Origin of the sequence: Pacificibacter marinus, from assembly GCF_018860665.1 — a bacterium.
GTDB lineage: Bacteria > Pseudomonadota > Alphaproteobacteria > Rhodobacterales > Rhodobacteraceae > Celeribacter > Celeribacter marinus_A.
Window position 1 is genome coordinate 1 of record NZ_JAHKPK010000028.1, and the last position, 17,367, is coordinate 17,367.

Annotated in this window: 22 protein-coding genes; 21 read left to right on the forward strand and 1 reads right to left on the reverse strand. The window is 54.3% G+C overall.

Going from position 1 to position 17,367, the window contains the following annotated elements; genetic code table 11:
- Positions 1 to 248 precede the first annotated feature (248 nt).
- Positions 249 to 932 carry a S24 family peptidase gene (locus tag KO497_RS08985; protein WP_215943636.1) on the reverse strand — a complete coding sequence of 228 codons (684 nt, stop codon included), beginning with the start codon at positions 930 to 932 and terminating at the stop codon, positions 249 to 251.
- Between the two features lie 87 nt (positions 933 to 1,019).
- Here KO497_RS08985 and KO497_RS08990 point away from each other — a divergent pair, with 87 nt between their 5' ends.
- From KO497_RS08990 to KO497_RS09090, 21 genes are all read left to right on the forward strand, one after another.
- Complete coding sequence (locus KO497_RS08990) at positions 1,020 to 1,268, forward strand: hypothetical protein (protein WP_215943637.1); 249 nt, start codon at positions 1,020 to 1,022, stop codon at positions 1,266 to 1,268.
- Between the two features lie 178 nt (positions 1,269 to 1,446).
- The gene (locus tag KO497_RS08995; RefSeq protein ID WP_215943638.1) at positions 1,447 to 1,764 is read left to right on the forward strand and encodes a hypothetical protein; all 318 of its coding nucleotides are present in this window, start codon (positions 1,447 to 1,449) and stop codon (positions 1,762 to 1,764) included.
- Positions 1,765 to 1,766: 2 nt separating this feature from the next.
- Positions 1,767 to 2,660 carry a ParB/RepB/Spo0J family partition protein gene (locus tag KO497_RS09000; protein WP_215943639.1) on the forward strand — a complete coding sequence of 298 codons (894 nt, stop codon included), beginning with the start codon at positions 1,767 to 1,769 and terminating at the stop codon, positions 2,658 to 2,660.
- Positions 2,657 to 4,777 carry a transposase domain-containing protein gene (locus KO497_RS09005; protein ID WP_215943640.1) on the forward strand — a complete coding sequence of 707 codons (2,121 nt, stop codon included), beginning with the start codon at positions 2,657 to 2,659 and terminating at the stop codon, positions 4,775 to 4,777. Before KO497_RS09000 ends, KO497_RS09005 begins: the two co-directional genes overlap by 4 nt.
- Positions 4,778 to 4,817: 40 nt before the next feature.
- On the forward strand, positions 4,818 to 5,567 hold the full coding sequence (locus KO497_RS09010; protein WP_215943641.1) for an AAA family ATPase: 750 nt from the start codon (positions 4,818 to 4,820) through the stop codon (positions 5,565 to 5,567).
- 2 nt (positions 5,568 to 5,569) lie between these two features.
- Positions 5,570 to 6,124, forward strand: a complete 555-nt coding sequence (locus tag KO497_RS09015) for a hypothetical protein (protein WP_215943642.1) — start codon at positions 5,570 to 5,572, stop codon at positions 6,122 to 6,124.
- On the forward strand, positions 6,121 to 6,501 hold the full coding sequence (locus KO497_RS09020) for a hypothetical protein (protein WP_215943643.1): 381 nt from the start codon (positions 6,121 to 6,123) through the stop codon (positions 6,499 to 6,501). The genes KO497_RS09015 and KO497_RS09020 overlap by 4 nt, the downstream gene beginning before the upstream one ends.
- On the forward strand, positions 6,498 to 6,689 hold the full coding sequence (locus tag KO497_RS09025) for a hypothetical protein (RefSeq protein WP_215943644.1): 192 nt from the start codon (positions 6,498 to 6,500) through the stop codon (positions 6,687 to 6,689). Before KO497_RS09020 ends, KO497_RS09025 begins: the two co-directional genes overlap by 4 nt.
- On the forward strand, positions 6,686 to 7,342 hold the full coding sequence (locus tag KO497_RS09030) for a DUF3164 family protein (protein WP_215943645.1): 657 nt from the start codon (positions 6,686 to 6,688) through the stop codon (positions 7,340 to 7,342). The genes KO497_RS09025 and KO497_RS09030 overlap by 4 nt, the downstream gene beginning before the upstream one ends.
- A gap of 209 nt (positions 7,343 to 7,551) precedes the next feature.
- Positions 7,552 to 7,998 (forward strand): regulatory protein GemA, encoded by a 447-nt coding sequence (locus KO497_RS09035; RefSeq protein ID WP_215943646.1) that lies wholly within the window; start codon positions 7,552 to 7,554, stop codon positions 7,996 to 7,998.
- Entirely contained in the window at positions 7,995 to 8,390 is a 396-nt protein-coding gene (locus KO497_RS09040; protein ID WP_252729591.1) for a helix-turn-helix domain-containing protein, read from the forward strand. Before KO497_RS09035 ends, KO497_RS09040 begins: the two co-directional genes overlap by 4 nt.
- A gap of 117 nt (positions 8,391 to 8,507) precedes the next feature.
- Positions 8,508 to 9,371 (forward strand): N-acetylmuramoyl-L-alanine amidase, encoded by an 864-nt coding sequence (locus KO497_RS09045; RefSeq protein ID WP_215943647.1) that lies wholly within the window; start codon positions 8,508 to 8,510, stop codon positions 9,369 to 9,371.
- An 11-nt stretch (positions 9,372 to 9,382) separates the two neighbouring features.
- Positions 9,383 to 9,769 (forward strand): hypothetical protein, encoded by a 387-nt coding sequence (locus tag KO497_RS09050; protein ID WP_215943648.1) that lies wholly within the window; start codon positions 9,383 to 9,385, stop codon positions 9,767 to 9,769.
- 77 nt (positions 9,770 to 9,846) lie between these two features.
- A complete protein-coding gene (locus KO497_RS09055) occupies positions 9,847 to 10,278 on the forward strand; it encodes a DUF2730 family protein (RefSeq protein WP_215943649.1) in 432 nt (143 codons plus the stop codon).
- A complete protein-coding gene (locus KO497_RS09060) occupies positions 10,275 to 10,580 on the forward strand; it encodes a VpaChn25_0724 family phage protein (protein ID WP_252729592.1) in 306 nt (101 codons plus the stop codon). Before KO497_RS09055 ends, KO497_RS09060 begins: the two co-directional genes overlap by 4 nt.
- Position 10,581: 1 nt before the next feature.
- Positions 10,582 to 11,190 (forward strand): DUF3486 family protein, encoded by a 609-nt coding sequence (locus KO497_RS09065; protein WP_215943650.1) that lies wholly within the window; start codon positions 10,582 to 10,584, stop codon positions 11,188 to 11,190.
- A 31-nt stretch (positions 11,191 to 11,221) separates the two neighbouring features.
- Positions 11,222 to 12,928 carry a hypothetical protein gene (locus KO497_RS09070; RefSeq protein WP_252729593.1) on the forward strand — a complete coding sequence of 569 codons (1,707 nt, stop codon included), beginning with the start codon at positions 11,222 to 11,224 and terminating at the stop codon, positions 12,926 to 12,928.
- 37 nt (positions 12,929 to 12,965) lie between these two features.
- Entirely contained in the window at positions 12,966 to 14,612 is a 1,647-nt protein-coding gene (locus tag KO497_RS09075; RefSeq protein ID WP_215943651.1) for a DUF935 domain-containing protein, read from the forward strand.
- Complete coding sequence (locus KO497_RS09080) at positions 14,605 to 15,417, forward strand: phage head morphogenesis protein (protein ID WP_215943652.1); 813 nt, start codon at positions 14,605 to 14,607, stop codon at positions 15,415 to 15,417. The genes KO497_RS09075 and KO497_RS09080 overlap by 8 nt, the downstream gene beginning before the upstream one ends.
- A complete protein-coding gene (locus KO497_RS09085; protein WP_215943653.1) occupies positions 15,417 to 15,884 on the forward strand; it encodes a phage virion morphogenesis protein in 468 nt (155 codons plus the stop codon). Before KO497_RS09080 ends, KO497_RS09085 begins: the two co-directional genes overlap by 1 nt.
- Before the next feature lie 107 nt (positions 15,885 to 15,991).
- Positions 15,992 to 17,293, forward strand: coding sequence for a hypothetical protein (locus KO497_RS09090; protein ID WP_215943654.1), 1,302 nt, complete (start codon positions 15,992 to 15,994; stop codon positions 17,291 to 17,293).
- Positions 17,294 to 17,367: the final 74 nt, after the last annotated feature.

Consider the following 17,367-nt stretch of genomic DNA (forward strand, 5'->3'; position numbering starts at 1 on the left):
GTTTCCTTTTGTCATCACAGTCATCTGGGCGCTTTGCTCCCTTATTGTCATTTCTGCTGAGTACTATGTGGGTTCAAAGAAACTATGCTTGGCAGCATTTATTGCGTATCCAATTTGGTTGGCGATAGCGATTGCTACGGAAGTTACCTAGAGACACTTTGGGCTCAAAGTTGCCATTTTCTGCGCTGTGCGTCAACGGCAGCTCTGGGCCGTTCGCGACACATTATAGATACCAATTTAGCCTCGAACTAATCCCTATTCGTATGCCCCCACCACATCACTTTACCGATGATGGAAAGCGTTTTGGGGTTGGCGAATTCGGGTGTGTAGTCGGGGTTGTCGGAGAGCAGCAGGATTTGGTCTTCGCTTGGGCGTTCGATCCGTTTGACGCGGGCGTGGCCGTCATCCAGCACGGCGTAGATCGCGCTGCGGCCTTTTTTGGAGCTGCTGGTTCGCACCGGCACGACTGTTTTCGATCTGTCGACGAGCACCATGTCACCCGCCCAAATCGTTGGCTCCATGCTGTCACCTGAGACCCGCGCCAAGACGGCGCTTGCGGGGGCTGTGCCGATGCGGCGCAGCCAGTCGCGACGGAACGATAGGTAATCCACGACAGGCTCTGCACCATTCGCGGCCCCTGCCCCAGCGGCAAGGCTCGCCTCGTGTAGTGGAATGTTTGCGAATTCTTCAGGGTCAGCGGCGGGCGGTTGAGAGACATCACCCGTTTCACGTGGCGGTCCAAAGTAAAATTCTAAATCCAATACGCCTGCAAGCTTCATCAATGCAGGCAAATTGTACCTTTTTTCACCCTGCCTAGGCATTCGCAAGTTCTTAATCAAAGACGGATGTCCCACCGCAAGCTTTGAAGCTGCGGCATCAGAAAGTCCCTTGACTGCAAGAGCTTTATCAATGGTTTCTAGAATCGGGTCCATTACTTCAATTAGCCTGTATTGGCTAATTCGACAATAGCTAGCCTGTACAGGCTTGACTGCATAAGCTAGTACAGGCTAACTTAAGTCATGGATCAGAAAACAACACTCATAACCCTCGCCGAAACACTGGCTGTCCACCAAAGTGTGACCCACTTCGCAGTTTCGATGCGCGCCCTCGGTAAGGGCGATTTTTTCAAAAAATTAATGGATGGCGGCGATTGCAGGACGGCAACTGCCGCCAAGGTGCTGGCATTTTTTCACACCAACTGGCCCGCCGATCTCGAATGGCCCGCTGACATCCCCCGCCCCAAAACATCCAAAGAAGAGGCTGCGTGATGTATTTTGCACGGTCCTCACTCCCCAAAACCAACCTCCGCTCAACTTGGAATAGGCTCAAAGCGCTCAATGCCCGCATTGAAAACAGCTTTGTCGGCGACCTACTCGGCTGCCTGTGCCTGTTTGGACTTATGGGTGCCGCAACGTGGCTTTTCCCCCTGATTAACGAGGTGTTTAAATGACCCTTCAAAACAGCAAATTTTCACATCGCTACACGGTGAAACAAATTCTCGGTGGCTATGTTGTCGTTGATCCCGACGGTGGCCATGCCAGCCGGTTGATCCGGTTTCGCGCCGAGGCAGATCAATTGCGCAACAAGCTGCAACGTGAGGACGACAAAGTCGCCAAACGCGGCCCGCGTCCCTGCATGTCATGCTCTGAGGTTTTTGAATCGGAAGGCATCCACAACCGCCTTTGCCCGAACTGTCGCGGCCAACGTGACTATCTGGGCGATTTCGCAACCCCACATGCAACCCGCAGCGCACGGAGGGTCTGACCATGAGCAAAGCAACCCTAATGCAGATGGACCGCGTTGTGATCAGTGACGTCAAAACCGACAACCGCTTGCGCCCTATTGTTGAGGCTGGCGTGGACAGCCTGATCGCATCGATCAATGAGACGGGTGTGATGAAAGACGCCATTCATGTGCGCAAAAAGCACGATGGCACATTGCATTTGATTGCTGGCTGCCACCGGATAGAAGCTGCAAAACGTCTGGGCTGGGATGACATAGAAGCCAAAGTCTGGACCAATGTGACGGACGACTGGGCGCTGTTGATGGAGATCGACGACAACCTTGCGGGCGCTGAAATGAATGCGCTGGACACGGCGGTGTTTTTGGCGACCCGCAAGGCAGTCTATGAACGGTTACATCCTGAGACGAAAGCGGATGCTTTCAAGGGCAACCAACACACCGGAAAACTGGCGGCGGACATCATGTCCTTCGCCACATCGACAGCAGAAAAATTCAATCTCACAGAACGCCATATCCGCCGCGTGATCGCAGCTGGATCGATACTTACCTCTGATGACATCACCCAACTGCGCGCTGCACCCAAGCAAGTGACGCTCAAAGACCTGACCGAGATTTCCAAGATCGGCGAGACTACAGAGCGCAGCGATGTTGTCACACGGTTGGCTGCTGGCACCGCCAAATCCGCCACGGATGCGCGCAAACAGATCAACGCCAAGCCCGGCGATGCGCTGATCAGCGATGCGGACAAAAAACTGCGCGCCTTGCAAGACGCCTTTGCCCGCGCGCCGATGGCTGCCCGCCGCGCCTTTGTGGCGGATAACGCCGAAGTGCTGCGCGATCTGCTGGACGCGCTTGGTGATGAAGCCGCACCCGCCGCAGAAATCGTACCATTTATGAGAGCGGGGACATCCGCATGAGCCGCGTTGAGCCATCCAAAATTTGGTGGTCTGCAGACGAGTTGGCAGCCTCCAAACTGCCGACCTTGCCCGGCACGCGCCAAGGCATCAATTTGCTGGCCGCCGCTTGGCGGGAACAGCCGGGTTGCGCGCAACGCAAAGCAGGACGCGGTGGCGGTTGGCAATATCACTGGTCGGTGCTGCCACTTGAGGCCCGCAAGGCGCTTTTGGCGCGCACAGAGACCGCACCAGATGCCAAACCAGAGCGCGGTGCCGCATGGGCTGCCTTTGACGGCTTGCCCCAAAAAACCAAAGACGAGGCCAAGCGTCGGTTGCAGATCATTCAGCAGGTCGAAGAATTGGTATCCATCGGCACCACGCAGGTCGCCGCCGTTGATGCGATAGCTGCGCAGACGGCTAAGGCCTCGCCGCGCTCGATCTACAATTGGTTCAAAATGATTGAAGGTGTCGCAGATGAAGACCGCTTAGCCTATCTGGCACCGCGTCATCGGTTGGTTGCGCGCAAGGCAACATCAAGCACAGAAACCCGTCCTTTCATGGAGTTTTTAACCAGTCTTTATCTGCGCTTAGAGGCACCAACATTTAAAGATTGCTACCGTGATGCTGTGCGTGTGGCCAAATCCAAAGGCTGGACCACGGTCCATGAACGCACAGCGATCCGCCGGATTGAAAAAGACGTGCCTCGCGTCACTACCGTCTTTGCACGCGAAGGCCTGACAGGGCTGATGCGTTGCTTTCCCGCGCAAATTCGGGACCGTAGCAGCATGCACGCGCTGGAAGCGGTCAACGCCGATTGTCACAAGATCGACGTCTTTGTGGAATGGCCGGACGGGACGATAAATCGCCCGCAAATCATTGCCTTTCAAGACCTCTATTCAAACAAAATGCTGTCTTGGCGCGTCGATCACGATCCCAACAAAGTCATGGTCATGGCCGCCTTTGGTGAGCTGATAGAAAACTGGGGCATTCCACGCCGCTGCCTGTTTGATAACGGGCGTGAATTTGCCAACAAATGGATGACAGGCGGCGCGAAACACCGCTTTCGCGGCAAAATTCGCGAAGACGACCCGCTTGGTGTTTTGCCTCTGCTTGGCATTGATGTCACTTTCGCGACGCCCGCCCACGGCCAAGCCAAACCAATTGAGCGTGGGTTTCGCGACTTTGCCAGCTCTATCGCAAAAGACGTGCGGTTTGCAGGGGCATATGTTGGCAACAAACCAACAGCCAAGCCAGAAAACTATGGGGATCGCGCCATTCCGGCTGAGACATTCTTGCAGGTTTTGGCTGAACGGGTTGAAGAACATAATGCCCGCGAAGGGCGCTTGTCGGCCACAGCTTTGGGACGGTCCTTTGATGACACGTTTGCCGAGAGCTATGCCCGCGCCCCCATTCAAAAGGCAACCGAAGAGCAGCGCCGCCTTTGGCTGATGTACCAGCACAACGGCAAGCTCAACAAAGCCAATGGCGAGCTGAAATTCCAAGGCAACCACTATCACAGCGATTGGATGTCAGAGCACCCCAGTCGTCAGATCGTTGCACGCTTTGATGCAGATGATCTGCACAGTGGCGTCTACATTTACAGCCCTGAAGGCGAATATCTTGGCTTTGCTGAATGCCGCCAAAAGGTTGGTTTCTTTGATCTTTCAGGTGCGCGCAAAACAGCGAAACGCAACTCACGCATCAAGAAAGCTGAGAAAGCACTGATCAAGGCACATGCCCCTATTTCAACGGACGACATGGGCGATGCACTGGATCAAGCCGCCCCAGCGCCGATGAAAACTGTCAGCGCCAAAGTGGTCAGCCCCATGTTTGGTAAACAGCCCGCCAAACTACAGCGCCCGCCCCGCAAGATTGATGTGACGAAAAACCCAGAGGTCGAGGCGGCTCGCGAGGCCATGATTTTAAACATGCCCGCGCGCACTGCCGCAAAAGATGCCCCAATCGGCTCAACACCCGGTGATCGCTTTCGTCGCGCGCAAGAGATTTTGGAACGCTCCGAGGCAGGCAAGCCCATCGGCGAGGAGGAGGCGAAATGGCTCAACGGATACAGGCAAAGCTCAGAATACAAAGGCCAGTTGCTGATGTTCAAAACACATGGAGCCAGCGGCATCAGGTAGCCGCACTGAGATAACGATTTGAGACCACAAGGAACATAACATGACACATGCATTGACCACCGGAAACAGCATCAAGCCCCTGCGCAATGTCGCGGCTTTGACCCTGCTGGCCACAGAGTTGATTGACCGCACCTTTGGTTTGCCCGGCTTGGGTGTGTTTCACGGGCCATCAGGCTTGGGCAAGAGTTTTGCCAGCGCCTCTGTCTGCGCCAGCTTGGATGCCATCCACATCTCAGTTGAATCCGACTGGACCGCCAGCATGCTGTATTTTGCAATCTTGGCCGAGCTGGGCGTGCGCGCCAAAGGTACCGTCGCCGAGAAATCCTATCAGTGTAAACAGGAGCTGATGCGCGCCAACCGCCTGCTGATCTTGGATGAGGCCGATTACCTGATCAAAAAACGCGCCTCGCCAATGATTGAACGGGTGCGCGACATCCATGACAAGGCGGGCATTCCGATCATCTTGGTCGGCATGGAAGAGCTGCCGCAAAAACTGCGCCAATGGGAACAGGTCGACAACCGCATTTATCGCTGGGTCGGCGCTGAGCGCGCTGACATGCAAGACGCCCAGATGCTGGCCGATCACTATGCCCCCAGCGTCGAGATCAGCGCAGATTTGCTCGATCATATTCGCACCCGCAATGACGGTGTCGTGCGCAAAATGGCGATGGATTTCGCCTATGTCGCACAGCAAAGCCAGCTGATGAGCCTTGCCACCATGTCACTCGATCAATGGGGCGGCGCGCCGTTTTTACGCAATGAAGCACCACGGTCTCGGAGGGTCGCATAACCATGTCACAGCCAAATTTCACACCCAAAGACGACATCGAAAAATTGATGTGGGATTACATTGTCTCAAAGACGTCCGTGACACACGCAGACATCAAAGGCGCGGTCGATGTGACGGATTACAGGCGCACGAACTTTGTCGCGAAACTCAAACGCCTCAAGGTTCTGCACAAATGCGGCAAGCAGGGCATTCATGATCTTTTCACAGTGCATGACACTGAGGCCCTGCGCAGAAATGACACCGAAAAGCGCCAATCCCCACAGGGCGGTATGTGGGCCAGCATGCGTGTCCTTAGAGATTTCACCCCCATTGAGGTTCACCGAGCCATCCTGCAGCGCCATCCAGACATCACAGAGAAGGTCGTGACACTTTACTGCCAGAAACTGTTGAAAGCAGAATACTTGCGTGTGGTTCAAACAGCCAAAATCGGCGTGAGACCTGCGCGCTACAAGCTGATCAATGACACTGGTCCACTGCCGCCTCAGGTGAAGCACAAACAAGTCATCATTGACGGCAACAACGGCACGGTTGCGCATGTCGACGGGGCGCAACTATGAGCACGCGCTTTAGAAAATCCGAAGACGCATGGTGCGGTGAGCTGCCAGATTGGATGGCGGCCTTGGTGGCGGCCTGTGATGCCACGTCTCAAAACAAGGTCGCCAAGCAAATGGGGTACAGCAGCGCTGTGATCAGCCTTGTGTTGAACAACACCTACACCGGCGACATGGACAAGATTGAAAAGAACGTGCGTGATTTTTTCATGTCCGGTGTGAACTGCCCTGCCCTTGGCAAGATCACGGCAGACCAATGCCTTGCATGGCGCAACGCAGGCAAAGAACCCAACCCATCATCGCCGCATAAATCACGCATGTTTCGCGCCTGTCGCATATGTCCGCGCAGTCAAAAACACGGGCCAGAAGGTGTCAGCAAATGAGCCTGCACAGCCCAAACCGATTTACCGAAGACGAAATGCTGGACCTCGCAGCGAAAGCCGTCGGCAAGATCGACTCGCGCGGTCGCCGTGGATCCGAGCAGCTCACCTATGACGAAATCGAAGCCATGGCGCTGACACTTGTGTGCCTTGGCATGACCCCCATTCCCTATGCCGGAGAGACAAAATGACACCGAACCCAATCGACCATCAAAGCGTTTCAGACGGCATCACTGTCGTAAATGGTCAAGATTATATGGCCGATGCAAAGGGCAAGCTGGTCCCTGTTGCGCTGATCAAACCTGAGACCAAACTAGAAGATCAAACCGTGCGCAAGATCATCGACTTCGCCAGTGCCTTGAGTGGTCAGGTGGCGCGGTTCAAAGGCCACACATTCGAAGACCTTTCAACTCTCGAAGGCCTCTTGGCAGAAAAGTATGGCCGCACAAAAGGTGGCTCCAAAGGCAACAAAACCTTCATGTCCCATGACGGCTTGTTCAAGGTGCAAATCCAAGTCGCCGATCACATCGACTTCGGCCCGCAATTGCAGATTGCAAAAGAGCTGGTCGATGAATGCCTTAATGAATGGTCCGCTGACAGCCGTCCAGAAATCCAAGCGCTGGTGACGCGGGCCTTCAACACCGACAAAGCGGGGCAGATCAACCGCTCTGAGGTGTTCATGCTCTTGCGTTTGGACATCACCGATGCGCGTTGGGAACAGGCCATGCAAGCTATTCGTGATGCGATGCGGGTGGTTGGCTCGACCACTTATGTGCGCTGCTATGAGCGTGACGCATTCGACGGGCCATGGCGCGCCATCACTATTGATCTGGCGAAAGCGTAATCCAATGGCGGACTGCAAACTCAAGCACTCCATGGCTATTACGATCCACGACCCTTGGGGTGAAGGTGGCGGTATTTTTGCAGATCAGGTCCACGAAGCAGGCCGACGCTCCCATTCGTCACTTTTGGGAGCTGATGGAAAGCCGCTCCCATATGCAAACCGACCTATTGGCTTTGATCTGAGACCTAAAGCCGTGAAGGAAACCAATAATGGCAAACCGTAAACTCCAGCAAACCATCCATGTCGGCTGCCGAGAACTTGGCATCGACAGCGACACGCGCCGTGATCTGCAACTTGTGGCAACCGGCAAGGCATCGATGTCTGACATGACAGACGCGGATCTGCAAAAGGTCGTGGATGCCCTCAAAGAGCGCGGGTTTAAAACGGGGTTTAAAGGCAGCAAAAAAGGCAAATTTAAACCCGCCCCGCGCGCTGATTTGCGCCTGGTCCATGTGCTGTGGAAATTACTCGGCGACGCGGGCGTGTTGGACCGCCCTGATCGCGGCGGTTTGAATGCCTTTGTGCGCGCTCAATTTGGCGACAAATGGCAATCCGTGCCCATCGATATCGATGCGCTCACTGATGCAAGCCAGATCAATGCCGTGATCCGCGCGCTCAAATCCATGTGCAAGCGCCATGGGGTGCAAACGCAATGAGCCAAATGCCTATCATCAAAACACCTGTGCAGATTGCGCCTTTTGTTGAGGTGTTGGGCGTGGACGGGACCGTTGACTTTTTGCTGGCCTTTGGTGGTGCTGAATTGGCGTTCTCCAAATCCCCAAGAGAAACGTCTAAGCTCTCGCAACATGTTGGCCACGACAAAGCGAAACAGCTTGGCGTGGCAGCAGCGCGCTTGCCAACCCGCATTCCGTTGCAAAAGCGTTGGATTGCACAAGTGCTTGACGCGCAGGGCTTGTCTCGTGCAGATATTGCTCGCAGAATGCGTGTGCAGGACAAAACAGTGCGGCGGTATCTCAAAGGTGAATACGCGCCGACATCTGAAGAGCGCCAAAGACCGTTCGATGATCGTCAGCCACGATTGATCTAACTCAATTGTAACATGCCACCCAATACCCCGCCCCCCTTGGCGGGATTTTTTATGCGCTGTTCACGTTCATTTTAGCCTCAAACATGGGGCAGCGCCCCACATCATTTGGGGCTATCCATGAACATTCAAAACCACCTACTGACCAATGCGGCGTTCTTGCCAGCATATTTCACCGGCGGGGAAATCACCCCTGAGATTGTGATCTTGCACGACACCGCTGGACGTTTAGACAAAGGCAACTCCGCCACCTATCTCGCCTCTGAGAATGTCGCACGCGCCAGCGTGCATTTCGTGATCGAGGTTGACGGCACCATCACGCAAAGCGTGGCTACAAATCGCAAAGCCAACCATGCTGGAAAGTCCAGCTTTCAAGGGCGCGAGTGGTGCAACGGCTTTTCCATTGGCATTGAGTTGGTCAATCCGGGGCGCATGACCAAGGCTGGCAAATACGGCGTCACTTGGTTTGGCAAGAAATTCGACTTTAGCCTGTTCAATCTGGTGGAAATGACCACAGACGCGCATGGCGATGGCGTTTGGATGCCATATGCCCAAGCGCAAATGGACGCGCTGATCTCACTGTTAGAAGTGCTATTTCGCGACATCAAAACCCTCAAAGACATCACCACACATTGGTATGTCAGCCCCGGTCGCAAAATCGACACCAATCCGCTGTTTCCGCTTGAAGATGTGCGCGCGCGCATCCTTGGCCCGATTGATCCGGCAGACACAGTTGCCGATGAGGCCTCACAGCCAAACACCAATGACATGGTCGAAATCGATACACGTGGCGGTGCGCTCAACATGCGCCGCTGGCCTTCTTTTGAGAACAACATTTTGACCGCCATTCCTGACGGCACCGTGGTGCCTGTCTTGCGCACAGGCGCATTCGCAGGCCGCGATTGGCACTGCGTTTTCTATGACGGCACCGAGGGCTGGATTGTCGCCAGCTACGCCGCCCCCACCATCATCTCAACTCATTAGAAAGGTTCACCATGAACGCTCTACTCGACCAAGTCTTCGCACAGTTTCTGCCCCTCATTTTGCAGGGCATTTCCGCTTTACTTGGAGTGCTTTTGATCCAAGGTGCGGGCATCGCCAAAGCGCGCTGGGGCATTGAGATCGAAGCCACGCATCGCGACGCGCTGCATTCTGCTTTGATGTCAGGCATTCGCGCTGCCCTTGAACGGGGCGATGATCGAACCGCAGCCATCACATCCGCCATTCACCACGCAACCCAAAGTGTGCCGGACGCGATTTCAGCGCTCAATCCATCAACGGGGGTTCTGCAATCTATTGCCGAGGCCAAGCTGCGCGAGGTGGCGGCGCAAGCCACATCACTGGCTGGTGAGACATTCACGTCCTCGCGCACCCAAGGTTAAACGCCGCCTAAACACAGACAGCGAGGCTCACATTCATGGGCATCGCTTCACTACAAAATCCATAGAAAGACGTACGCATGACATTGGTCGACCTCATATCCCAAGCGAATTCCATTTTTGGGTTTGCCGTCCTTTTGGTGACCACCGCCGCAGGTTTGGTGATTTGGATACGCAAAAGCATGAAGGCCGTGGCAACCGAAGTCAGCAAAGCGGTTTTGGCCAGCATGGCCGCCATGGATGTTCGCATCGATGTGGTTGAGGCCGCCAGTACAGATCAAACCAAGAAACTCGAAACGGTTGAGCGCGCGGTGGCCAATCTCGGTGCTCGCATGCAGACCGCAGAAACCACCATCAGCGCCCTGCCAACCAGCAAAGACATCCATCAATTGGCTTTGGCCATGACGCGGATCGAGGGCGACATCGGCAAACTCGACGAGCGTTTAAAGCCCATCGGTGCCATCGCCACACGCCTGCAAGAATTTCAACTGGAAAACGGAGCGCAAAAATGACCACCAGCATGGCACAATTGATGCGCGAACAAGCGCGCTTGATCATTCTAAAGGCTCTGCTCAGCCAAAACGATGAACGTCTCAACAGTGATCTCATGGTCCATGAACTGGCACGTTTTGGCATCAGCAAAGACCGCGCTTGGGTCCATGGCGAGCTGGATTATCTCGAAGACATGGGGGCAATCGTTGTCAAAAGCATTGGCTCGGTCAAAGTGGCAGAACTGGCCCAAACAGGTCATCGCCATTTGACGCGCCAGATCACCATTGAAGGCGTTCAGCGCCCCACACGGCCCGGTGCCTGATATGGCCAAAGCAAGCAAACCCAAAGGCTCCAAAGGTCGCGGTCGTCTGTCGTTGATCGATCAAATGCCAGATGAGTGCGATCCCATCATCACATGGGCCGCATCTGAGTTGTCGGATCGCGAAAAGACCCAAACCGACATCTACGCTGAATTTGTTCAGCGCTGCGAAGAGTTGATGGCCGCGCATCGCGGCGAGCTGGAGTTTGATATTCCCAGCTTTTCCTCATTCAATCGCTATTCCATGCGCCAAGCCAAAATGACCCGCCGTATGGATGAAACCCGCCAGATTGTGTCGGCCCTGTCAGATGGTTTTGATGCCAAAGACAGTGATGACCTGACGATCATGGCTGCCGAGACGCTAAAGTCTCTGATCTTCCACATGCTCGCCGATACAGATGCCGACGACGCAGACGCCAAAGATGTGATGCATATGGCATCTGCCTTTCGTCAGTCCGTGCAAGCACAATCCATGTCCACAGCGCGCCGCCAGCAGGTCGAGGAATTTGAAGCCAAAGCGGGCAAGGCTGTTGAAGCCGTCGCAAAAGCGCGCGGCCTGACAAAGGAAACCAGCGACGCGATCCTAGAAGAATTCTTGGGCGTCAAACTATGAGCGCCGCCATCCATAAGCTTGGAGACGCGTGATGCCTGACGGTACTGTCATGACCCAAGCCGAATGGGAGGCCATGCGTCTTGAGGCGATGGACGCCATTCCAGATGTCATTGCCCAAGTCGGTCAAACCAAAGCCTTGCTGCCCTATCAGCAAGGCGTCGTTGGCTTGCTCAACTCAGTTGGCACGCAAGTGCTATTTGTTGAAAAGTCACGCCGTATTGGTCTCACGTGGGGTCTTGCGGCCTATGCCGTCCACCGCGCCGGTCGCCAAAAAGGCGCAGGCGGCATGGATGTGATGTACATCTCCTACAGCAAAGAGATGACGCGTGAGTTTGTCGATGCCTGCGCCATGTGGGCGCGCGCCTTCTCATCTGCGGCGATGGCTGAAGAAGAATGCCTGTTTGAAGAAGGCGACCATGAGGGCGACAAAGCCATTCAAGCCTTCCGCATTCGCTTTGCCTCCGGTTTTGAAATCATGGCGCTCAGCTCTGCCCCGCGCGGCTTGCGCGGTAAGCAAGGCGTCGTGATCATCGACGAGGCCGCGTTCGTGGACAATCTCGACACGCTCATCGAGGCGGCCATGGCCTTCTTGATGTGGGGCGGTCAGGTTGTTGTCTGTTCCACCCATTTTGGTGTCGACAACACCTTTAACACCAACATCCAAGACATATTGGCCGAGCGAAAGCCCGGTCACCATGTGCGCATCGATCTGGATCAAGCCATCACCGATGGGCTCTATGAGCGCATCTGCCTGATCAAAGGCCTTGAGTGGTCGGTTGAGGCCGAAGCCTCTTGGCGACAAGACATCATCAATTTCTATGGCGACAGTGCCGATCAAGAGCTGTTTTGTGTGCCCAGCCTGTCCACCGGATCGTGGCTGGCCGCACCACTGATCGAAGCGCGGATGACGATTGATAAGCCTGTCATCACGCTCGACTTGCCCAAAGACTATCTGCAGCGCTCAAAGCTGGACCAAAACATCTTGATGGCTCCGTTTTATGAGCAGATCGAAGAAGAGCTGGGCAAGCTCGACATGGACCTGCGCTATGCACTTGGGTTTGACTTTGCCCGCGTCGCCGATCTGTCCGTGCTGCCTGTCTTGGCTATTGAGCCGAACATGAACCGCTCCGAGATGCTGTGTTTGGAAATGCGCGGCGTGCCCGGCGACGAGCAGAAAAAGGCCGTTGGCATGGTCATGGAACACCTGCGGACCCGTTTGGTCGGTGCTGCCTTTGATGCCACCGGCATGGGCTGGACCGTGGCCGAAGACATGGGCCGCAAGTTTGGCCTGCGCGAGACCGAAGACGGTTCAGGTTTGGTTTGGGCGATCAAGTTCACAGAGGACTGGTACCGGATCAATATGCCGCCGCTGAAATCCGCTTTCGAGGACGGATCGCTGCAATTGATCAAAAGCGATGACCACACGTCTGACCTGCGCGTGGTCAAACTGCTGCGTGGCATTCCGCGCGTTCCCACTGTGCGCGAAGGCGAGACTGGCAAAAAGCGCCATGGTGACTTCGCCATCGGGCTTGCCTTGGCGCATTTTGCCACGCGGATGCGCTGGTCTGAATACGGATATCGCCCTGTGCCGCACAGAACCGCGCCGCACCAATCCAACAATCACTCCACCAACCACTCCGATGGTCGCTTGAACATGCGCCCGAACCACGATGACGACCGCCGACAGCGTGGCCAATTCGACGGCCCGCTTGGGGCGCGCATTCGGGGCGGAATTTGATGATTAATGGCCATTTAACACCGAACAGGATGCGAACATGAAACGACCACAACTCCTAGATCGCTTTGGTCGCCCTATTCAGCGCAATGTGCTGACCAAAGAGGTCTCAGCCGCAACCATCGGCGGGGTGCGCAGTCCTGTGTCGGGCTATCCCGCCGATGGGTTGGACCCCGTGCGGCTGGCCAGTATTTTGCGCGCCGCCGATCAAGGTGATCCCGTGCAGTTCTTGGAGCTGGCTGAGATCATCGAGGAGCGCGACATGCATTATCTTGGCGTCATCGGCACCCGCAAACGCTCTGTCAGCCAAATCCCGATCACCGTCAAAGCGGCCTCAGATAAGCCTGAGGACGTCAAAAAAGCGGAAATGGTGCAAGAATGGCTGGAACGCGGGGAATTGATCGAAGAGCTGTTCGATATTCTGGACGCTGTCGGCAAGGGATACAGCTTCACAGAAATCTTGTGGGACAGCTCGATGGGGCAATGGCGGCCTGACAAATTGGAATACCGCGACCCGCGCTGGTTCCGGTTCAACCGTCATGATTTCAAAACACCGATGCAATTGGATGATTATGGCCAAGAAAAGCCCCTTGATGCGTTCAAGTTCATCTTTGCACAGGTGAAAGCCAAATCCGGCCTGCCCATTCGCTCTGGTTTGGCCCGCGCCGCAACATGGGGCTACTTGTTCAAGAAATACACCGAACGTGATTGGGCGATCTTTACGCAGACCTATGGCCAGCCTTTGCGGGTTGGCAAATGGGGTGAAGGCGCATCTGAAGCGGACAAGAACACCCTGTTTGATGCTGTTGCAAATATTGCAGGCGATTGCGCCGCCATCATTCCTGACAGCATGACCATCGATTTTGTCGAAGCTAAAAGCGCCAATGCGTCGAGTGATCTCTATCTCAACCGCGTTGAGCATCTTGATCAGCAAATCTCGAAAGCTGTGCTTGGCCAGACCGGCACGACCGATGCCGTTGTCGGCGGGCTTGGGTCCGGCAAAGAACATCGTCAGGTGCAAGAAGACATCGAGCGCGCCGATGCGGGCACTTTGGCGGCCATTCTCAACCGCGATTTGATCCGCCCGTGGATGGATTTGGAATTTGGCCCACAAGAGGCCTACCCAACGCTGGTGATTGCACGCCCTGAGCAAGAAGATCTCAAAACTGAATCCGAAATCGTCGGCAATCTGTTCAAGATCGGCCTGCCTTTGAAAACAGAACAGCTCTATGCCAAGTTCGGATATGAAAAACCCAAAGCCACAGACGAGATCTTGGGGCAAATCTCCCCAAATGGCGATGCACCTGCAAATGCGGGCGATGGTGGCAAACAGACTTCAAAAATTAAACGGTTTTTAGAACCCATTAAATACCCTAAGCCCGAACAGGGTACACAGACCGCCCAACAGGCTTTGCAGGCCTCACAGGGCGATTTTTCTGCAGTGGACGATTTAGGCGTTCTCGCTGATCAATTGCAAAACACAGCGCGGCCTCAAATCACGGCCATGATGGGTCAGATTGAAGCGATGATGGTCGAGGCAAATTCGCTCGAAGAGTTCCGCGCCATGATGCTGGCTGGATTTGGCGAGATCGACACCAGCGGGTTTGAGGCGATGATGGCGCAAGCGCTGACCTCAAGCTTTGCCGGGGGCCATTTGGCCGTTGAAGAGGAAAGCCGCGATGCCTGACACCCTCGCCAATGTGTTTCGCCAGCCGTTCTCGGCGCAGTTGACGGCGTTTCGTCTGCGCTTGTTGCAGCTCGTGCCAACGTTTGCTTGGGATGACCTTATAGCGGCACAGCATGATCGCGCATTTATGGTGGCTGGCGCAACGAAAGCCGATCTTTTGGCTGATTTGGCCGCTGCCGTCGAAAAGGCCATCGCCGAGGGCACCACGTTCGAGACCTTCAAGCAAGATTTCCGCAACACAGTGCAGCGCCATGGTTGGCATGGCTGGACCGGCGAAGGCACCAAGCGCGGCGAAGAATGGCGCATGCGGGTGATCTACGACACCAATCTGCAGACCACTTATATGGCCGGTCGCCACGCGCAGCTCATTACGGGCAATTATCCGTTCTGGGTCTATCGTCACGGCGGTTCCTATGATCCACGCCCGCAGCACTTGGCTTGGGATGGTTTGATCCTGCCGTCCGATCATCCGTTTTGGCGCTCGCATTTCCCGCCAAATGATTGGGGCTGTTCGTGTCGCGTCTTTGGCGCGCGCTCTGAGGCCGGTGCGCGTCGCGTTGGCGGTAAGCCCGAAGTCCAGCTTGGCACAAACTGGGCCGCGCCCCTCCCCAAGACCGGCGCTCCAGCAGGCGTTGGCAAGGGTTGGGACTATGCCCCCGGTGCAAGTGTTTCGGATTTGATCAACGCGCTGTCGGGTAAAGTTGGCAACTGGCCGCCTGAGTTGGCCGAGGCGTTTTTGAAGTCCTTGCCTGAGGATCAACGCGCAGCGCTTGTAAATGCGGCCAAGGGCAAGGGAGTCGATTGATGCGCGTTGAGATCACCGAAGACACCATCACAACAGGGCTGGCCCGCGTTGCCGCCGCTTTGGGCGACATGTCTGAGCCGATGGACGAAATTGGGCAGTTGATGGTCGCCTCGACGCAGGATCGAATTGAGGCAGGCGTTGATGTTGACGACAAACCCTTTGCCGCGCGTTCTGCCACCACGATTGCACGCTACGGCAAGCTTGGCCTGAAATACGGCGCGCCGCTCAATCAATCGCGCCGCATGCGCAAAGGCATCGCGCATAATTCGGGACCGGACTGGATGGAAGTCGGATCAAACGCCATCCAAGCCGCCGTTATGCAGTTCGGGGCCGCCAAAGGCTCGCTCGGCAGCGGCGCACCATGGGGCAACATCCCCGCCCGCGCGTTCCTGGGCGTGTCGGATGAAGACCGCACAAAGATACATGAGACGATTGAAGAGTGGTTGGCAAAAATAATTGTTCGATGATGCGCTGAAATGGTACGCTAAAGGAGGCTTTATGCCTAAATCAATTATAGCTTGCATACCACAATCCTTACATGTGTTATTCAGAAATTGGTAAATGGGTTGAAAACATGAATGTATATCAAGAATGGGGATTTAAGCAAAACCCTTTTGAGACCTTAGCGCTTCCGGCCAACAAAACTGGTGTCCGCCTCTTAGTTGGTCGTGAAAAGGAATTAAAGAAGCTTTCTCAAAGACTGGATAGCTCTACCAAAATTGCCACCGTTGAAGGTCTGAATGGAGTTGGTAAGACAAGCTTAGTTAATGTCCTATTATATAAGCGTTTTTCTGAAACGGCGAACACTAACATTGGACCACTTTATATTCCATGCGACACCCAATTTCAAATAACTGGAGCAACTGACCCTGAAGATTTCAAACAAAAGGTTCTACTTGCAGTCGCCCAATCTCTTTTGAATTGCCATGGATCGCTTAGGGCAGCTCCAGGGATGACCAAACCCATGGAACAGACTGCGTTGAAACGCTTCTTAAACAGCCCACAAATATCCCAGATTTCAGCTGGAATCGCGGCACTATCTGCTGGGTTTGGACAAGAAACGAATACTGGCTTTGGATATGAGCATAGTGGGTTTGAAAAAACTGTTCGTAGTTGGTTATTAGAACTTTTCCCAACCTCAACATCGGGTGGTGTAGTTTGCACCTTAGACAATTTGGAGTTACTTCAAACCTCAGATCATGCTCGAAAAGTTGTAGAAGAACTTCGTGATACCGTATTTGCCATCCAAGGAATACGATGGGTGCTATGTGGTTCATTAGGTATCGTGCATGGTATTCTAGGCTCACCACGACTGGAAGGACGCTTACACAAGCCTATTTCAGTTGAAGATCTCAGTGACGATTTTGCTGCAGAGATATACCAAAATAGAGTCAAAAACTTTCGAACCCGTTTGACAGCAAAGTTGCCGTTGACCCAATCAAATTTCATAGAATTATTCGATATCATGAGAGGAAATATTCGTAGCGTCTTAAATGAGGCCGACGAGTTTTGTATTTGGTTTGCCGATAACAGCGAAGACATCGAAGATTTCAAAGATGAAACACACTTTGAACAGTGGTTGGAAGAAGAACTAACAAATACATATACTGCCGTACAAACGGAAATACGACCTAGAGCTATGGAAGTTTTCGAAACAGCCTGTCAATTCGAAGTATTTTCTCCAAGCGATTGTATGAGTTTTGGCTTTGAGACCCCTAGCGCGATGAGACCGCATATCAAATCATTGGAAGCGACGGGATTGCTACGCTCAGCAATCGATGACACCGACAAACGGCGCAAGACAATTCAAGTTACATCCAAAGGATGGAAAATAAGAGCATACCTAGACTTTTTTGATCCAATCGACGAATTTTAGCGCCTGATGTAGTTTCAAAATCAACGTTTGCGATAAAATAAATTACCATTTGTTGCCTTTAGAGCTTGAACACC

Excerpts from the sequence above, each read along its gene's own strand:
- KO497_RS09000 (WP_215943639.1), top strand. The coding sequence starts at position 1,767 with ATGAGCAAAGCAACCCTAATGCAGATGGACCGCGTTGTGATCAGTGAC.
- KO497_RS09070 (WP_252729593.1), top strand. The coding sequence starts at position 11,222 with ATGCCTGACGGTACTGTCATGACCCAAGCCGAATGGGAGGCCATGCGT.
- KO497_RS09020 (WP_215943643.1), top strand. The coding sequence starts at position 6,121 with ATGAGCACGCGCTTTAGAAAATCCGAAGACGCATGGTGCGGTGAGCTG.
- KO497_RS09075 (WP_215943651.1), top strand. The coding sequence starts at position 12,966 with ATGAAACGACCACAACTCCTAGATCGCTTTGGTCGCCCTATTCAGCGC.
- KO497_RS09035 (WP_215943646.1), top strand. The coding sequence starts at position 7,552 with ATGGCAAACCGTAAACTCCAGCAAACCATCCATGTCGGCTGCCGAGAA.
- KO497_RS09010 (WP_215943641.1), top strand. The coding sequence starts at position 4,818 with ATGACACATGCATTGACCACCGGAAACAGCATCAAGCCCCTGCGCAAT.
- KO497_RS09025 (WP_215943644.1), top strand. The coding sequence starts at position 6,498 with ATGAGCCTGCACAGCCCAAACCGATTTACCGAAGACGAAATGCTGGAC.
- KO497_RS08990 (WP_215943637.1), top strand. The coding sequence starts at position 1,020 with ATGGATCAGAAAACAACACTCATAACCCTCGCCGAAACACTGGCTGTC.
- KO497_RS08995 (WP_215943638.1), top strand. The coding sequence starts at position 1,447 with ATGACCCTTCAAAACAGCAAATTTTCACATCGCTACACGGTGAAACAA.
- KO497_RS08985 (WP_215943636.1), bottom strand. The coding sequence starts at position 932 with ATGGACCCGATTCTAGAAACCATTGATAAAGCTCTTGCAGTCAAGGGA.
- KO497_RS09005 (WP_215943640.1), top strand. The coding sequence starts at position 2,657 with ATGAGCCGCGTTGAGCCATCCAAAATTTGGTGGTCTGCAGACGAGTTG.
- KO497_RS09040 (WP_252729591.1), top strand. The coding sequence starts at position 7,995 with ATGAGCCAAATGCCTATCATCAAAACACCTGTGCAGATTGCGCCTTTT.
- KO497_RS09090 (WP_215943654.1), top strand. The coding sequence starts at position 15,992 with ATGAATGTATATCAAGAATGGGGATTTAAGCAAAACCCTTTTGAGACC.
- KO497_RS09085 (WP_215943653.1), top strand. The coding sequence starts at position 15,417 with ATGCGCGTTGAGATCACCGAAGACACCATCACAACAGGGCTGGCCCGC.
- KO497_RS09050 (WP_215943648.1), top strand. The coding sequence starts at position 9,383 with ATGAACGCTCTACTCGACCAAGTCTTCGCACAGTTTCTGCCCCTCATT.
- KO497_RS09015 (WP_215943642.1), top strand. The coding sequence starts at position 5,570 with ATGTCACAGCCAAATTTCACACCCAAAGACGACATCGAAAAATTGATG.
- KO497_RS09045 (WP_215943647.1), top strand. The coding sequence starts at position 8,508 with ATGAACATTCAAAACCACCTACTGACCAATGCGGCGTTCTTGCCAGCA.
- KO497_RS09060 (WP_252729592.1), top strand. The coding sequence starts at position 10,275 with ATGACCACCAGCATGGCACAATTGATGCGCGAACAAGCGCGCTTGATC.
- KO497_RS09055 (WP_215943649.1), top strand. The coding sequence starts at position 9,847 with ATGACATTGGTCGACCTCATATCCCAAGCGAATTCCATTTTTGGGTTT.
- KO497_RS09030 (WP_215943645.1), top strand. The coding sequence starts at position 6,686 with ATGACACCGAACCCAATCGACCATCAAAGCGTTTCAGACGGCATCACT.
- KO497_RS09065 (WP_215943650.1), top strand. The coding sequence starts at position 10,582 with ATGGCCAAAGCAAGCAAACCCAAAGGCTCCAAAGGTCGCGGTCGTCTG.
- KO497_RS09080 (WP_215943652.1), top strand. The coding sequence starts at position 14,605 with ATGCCTGACACCCTCGCCAATGTGTTTCGCCAGCCGTTCTCGGCGCAG.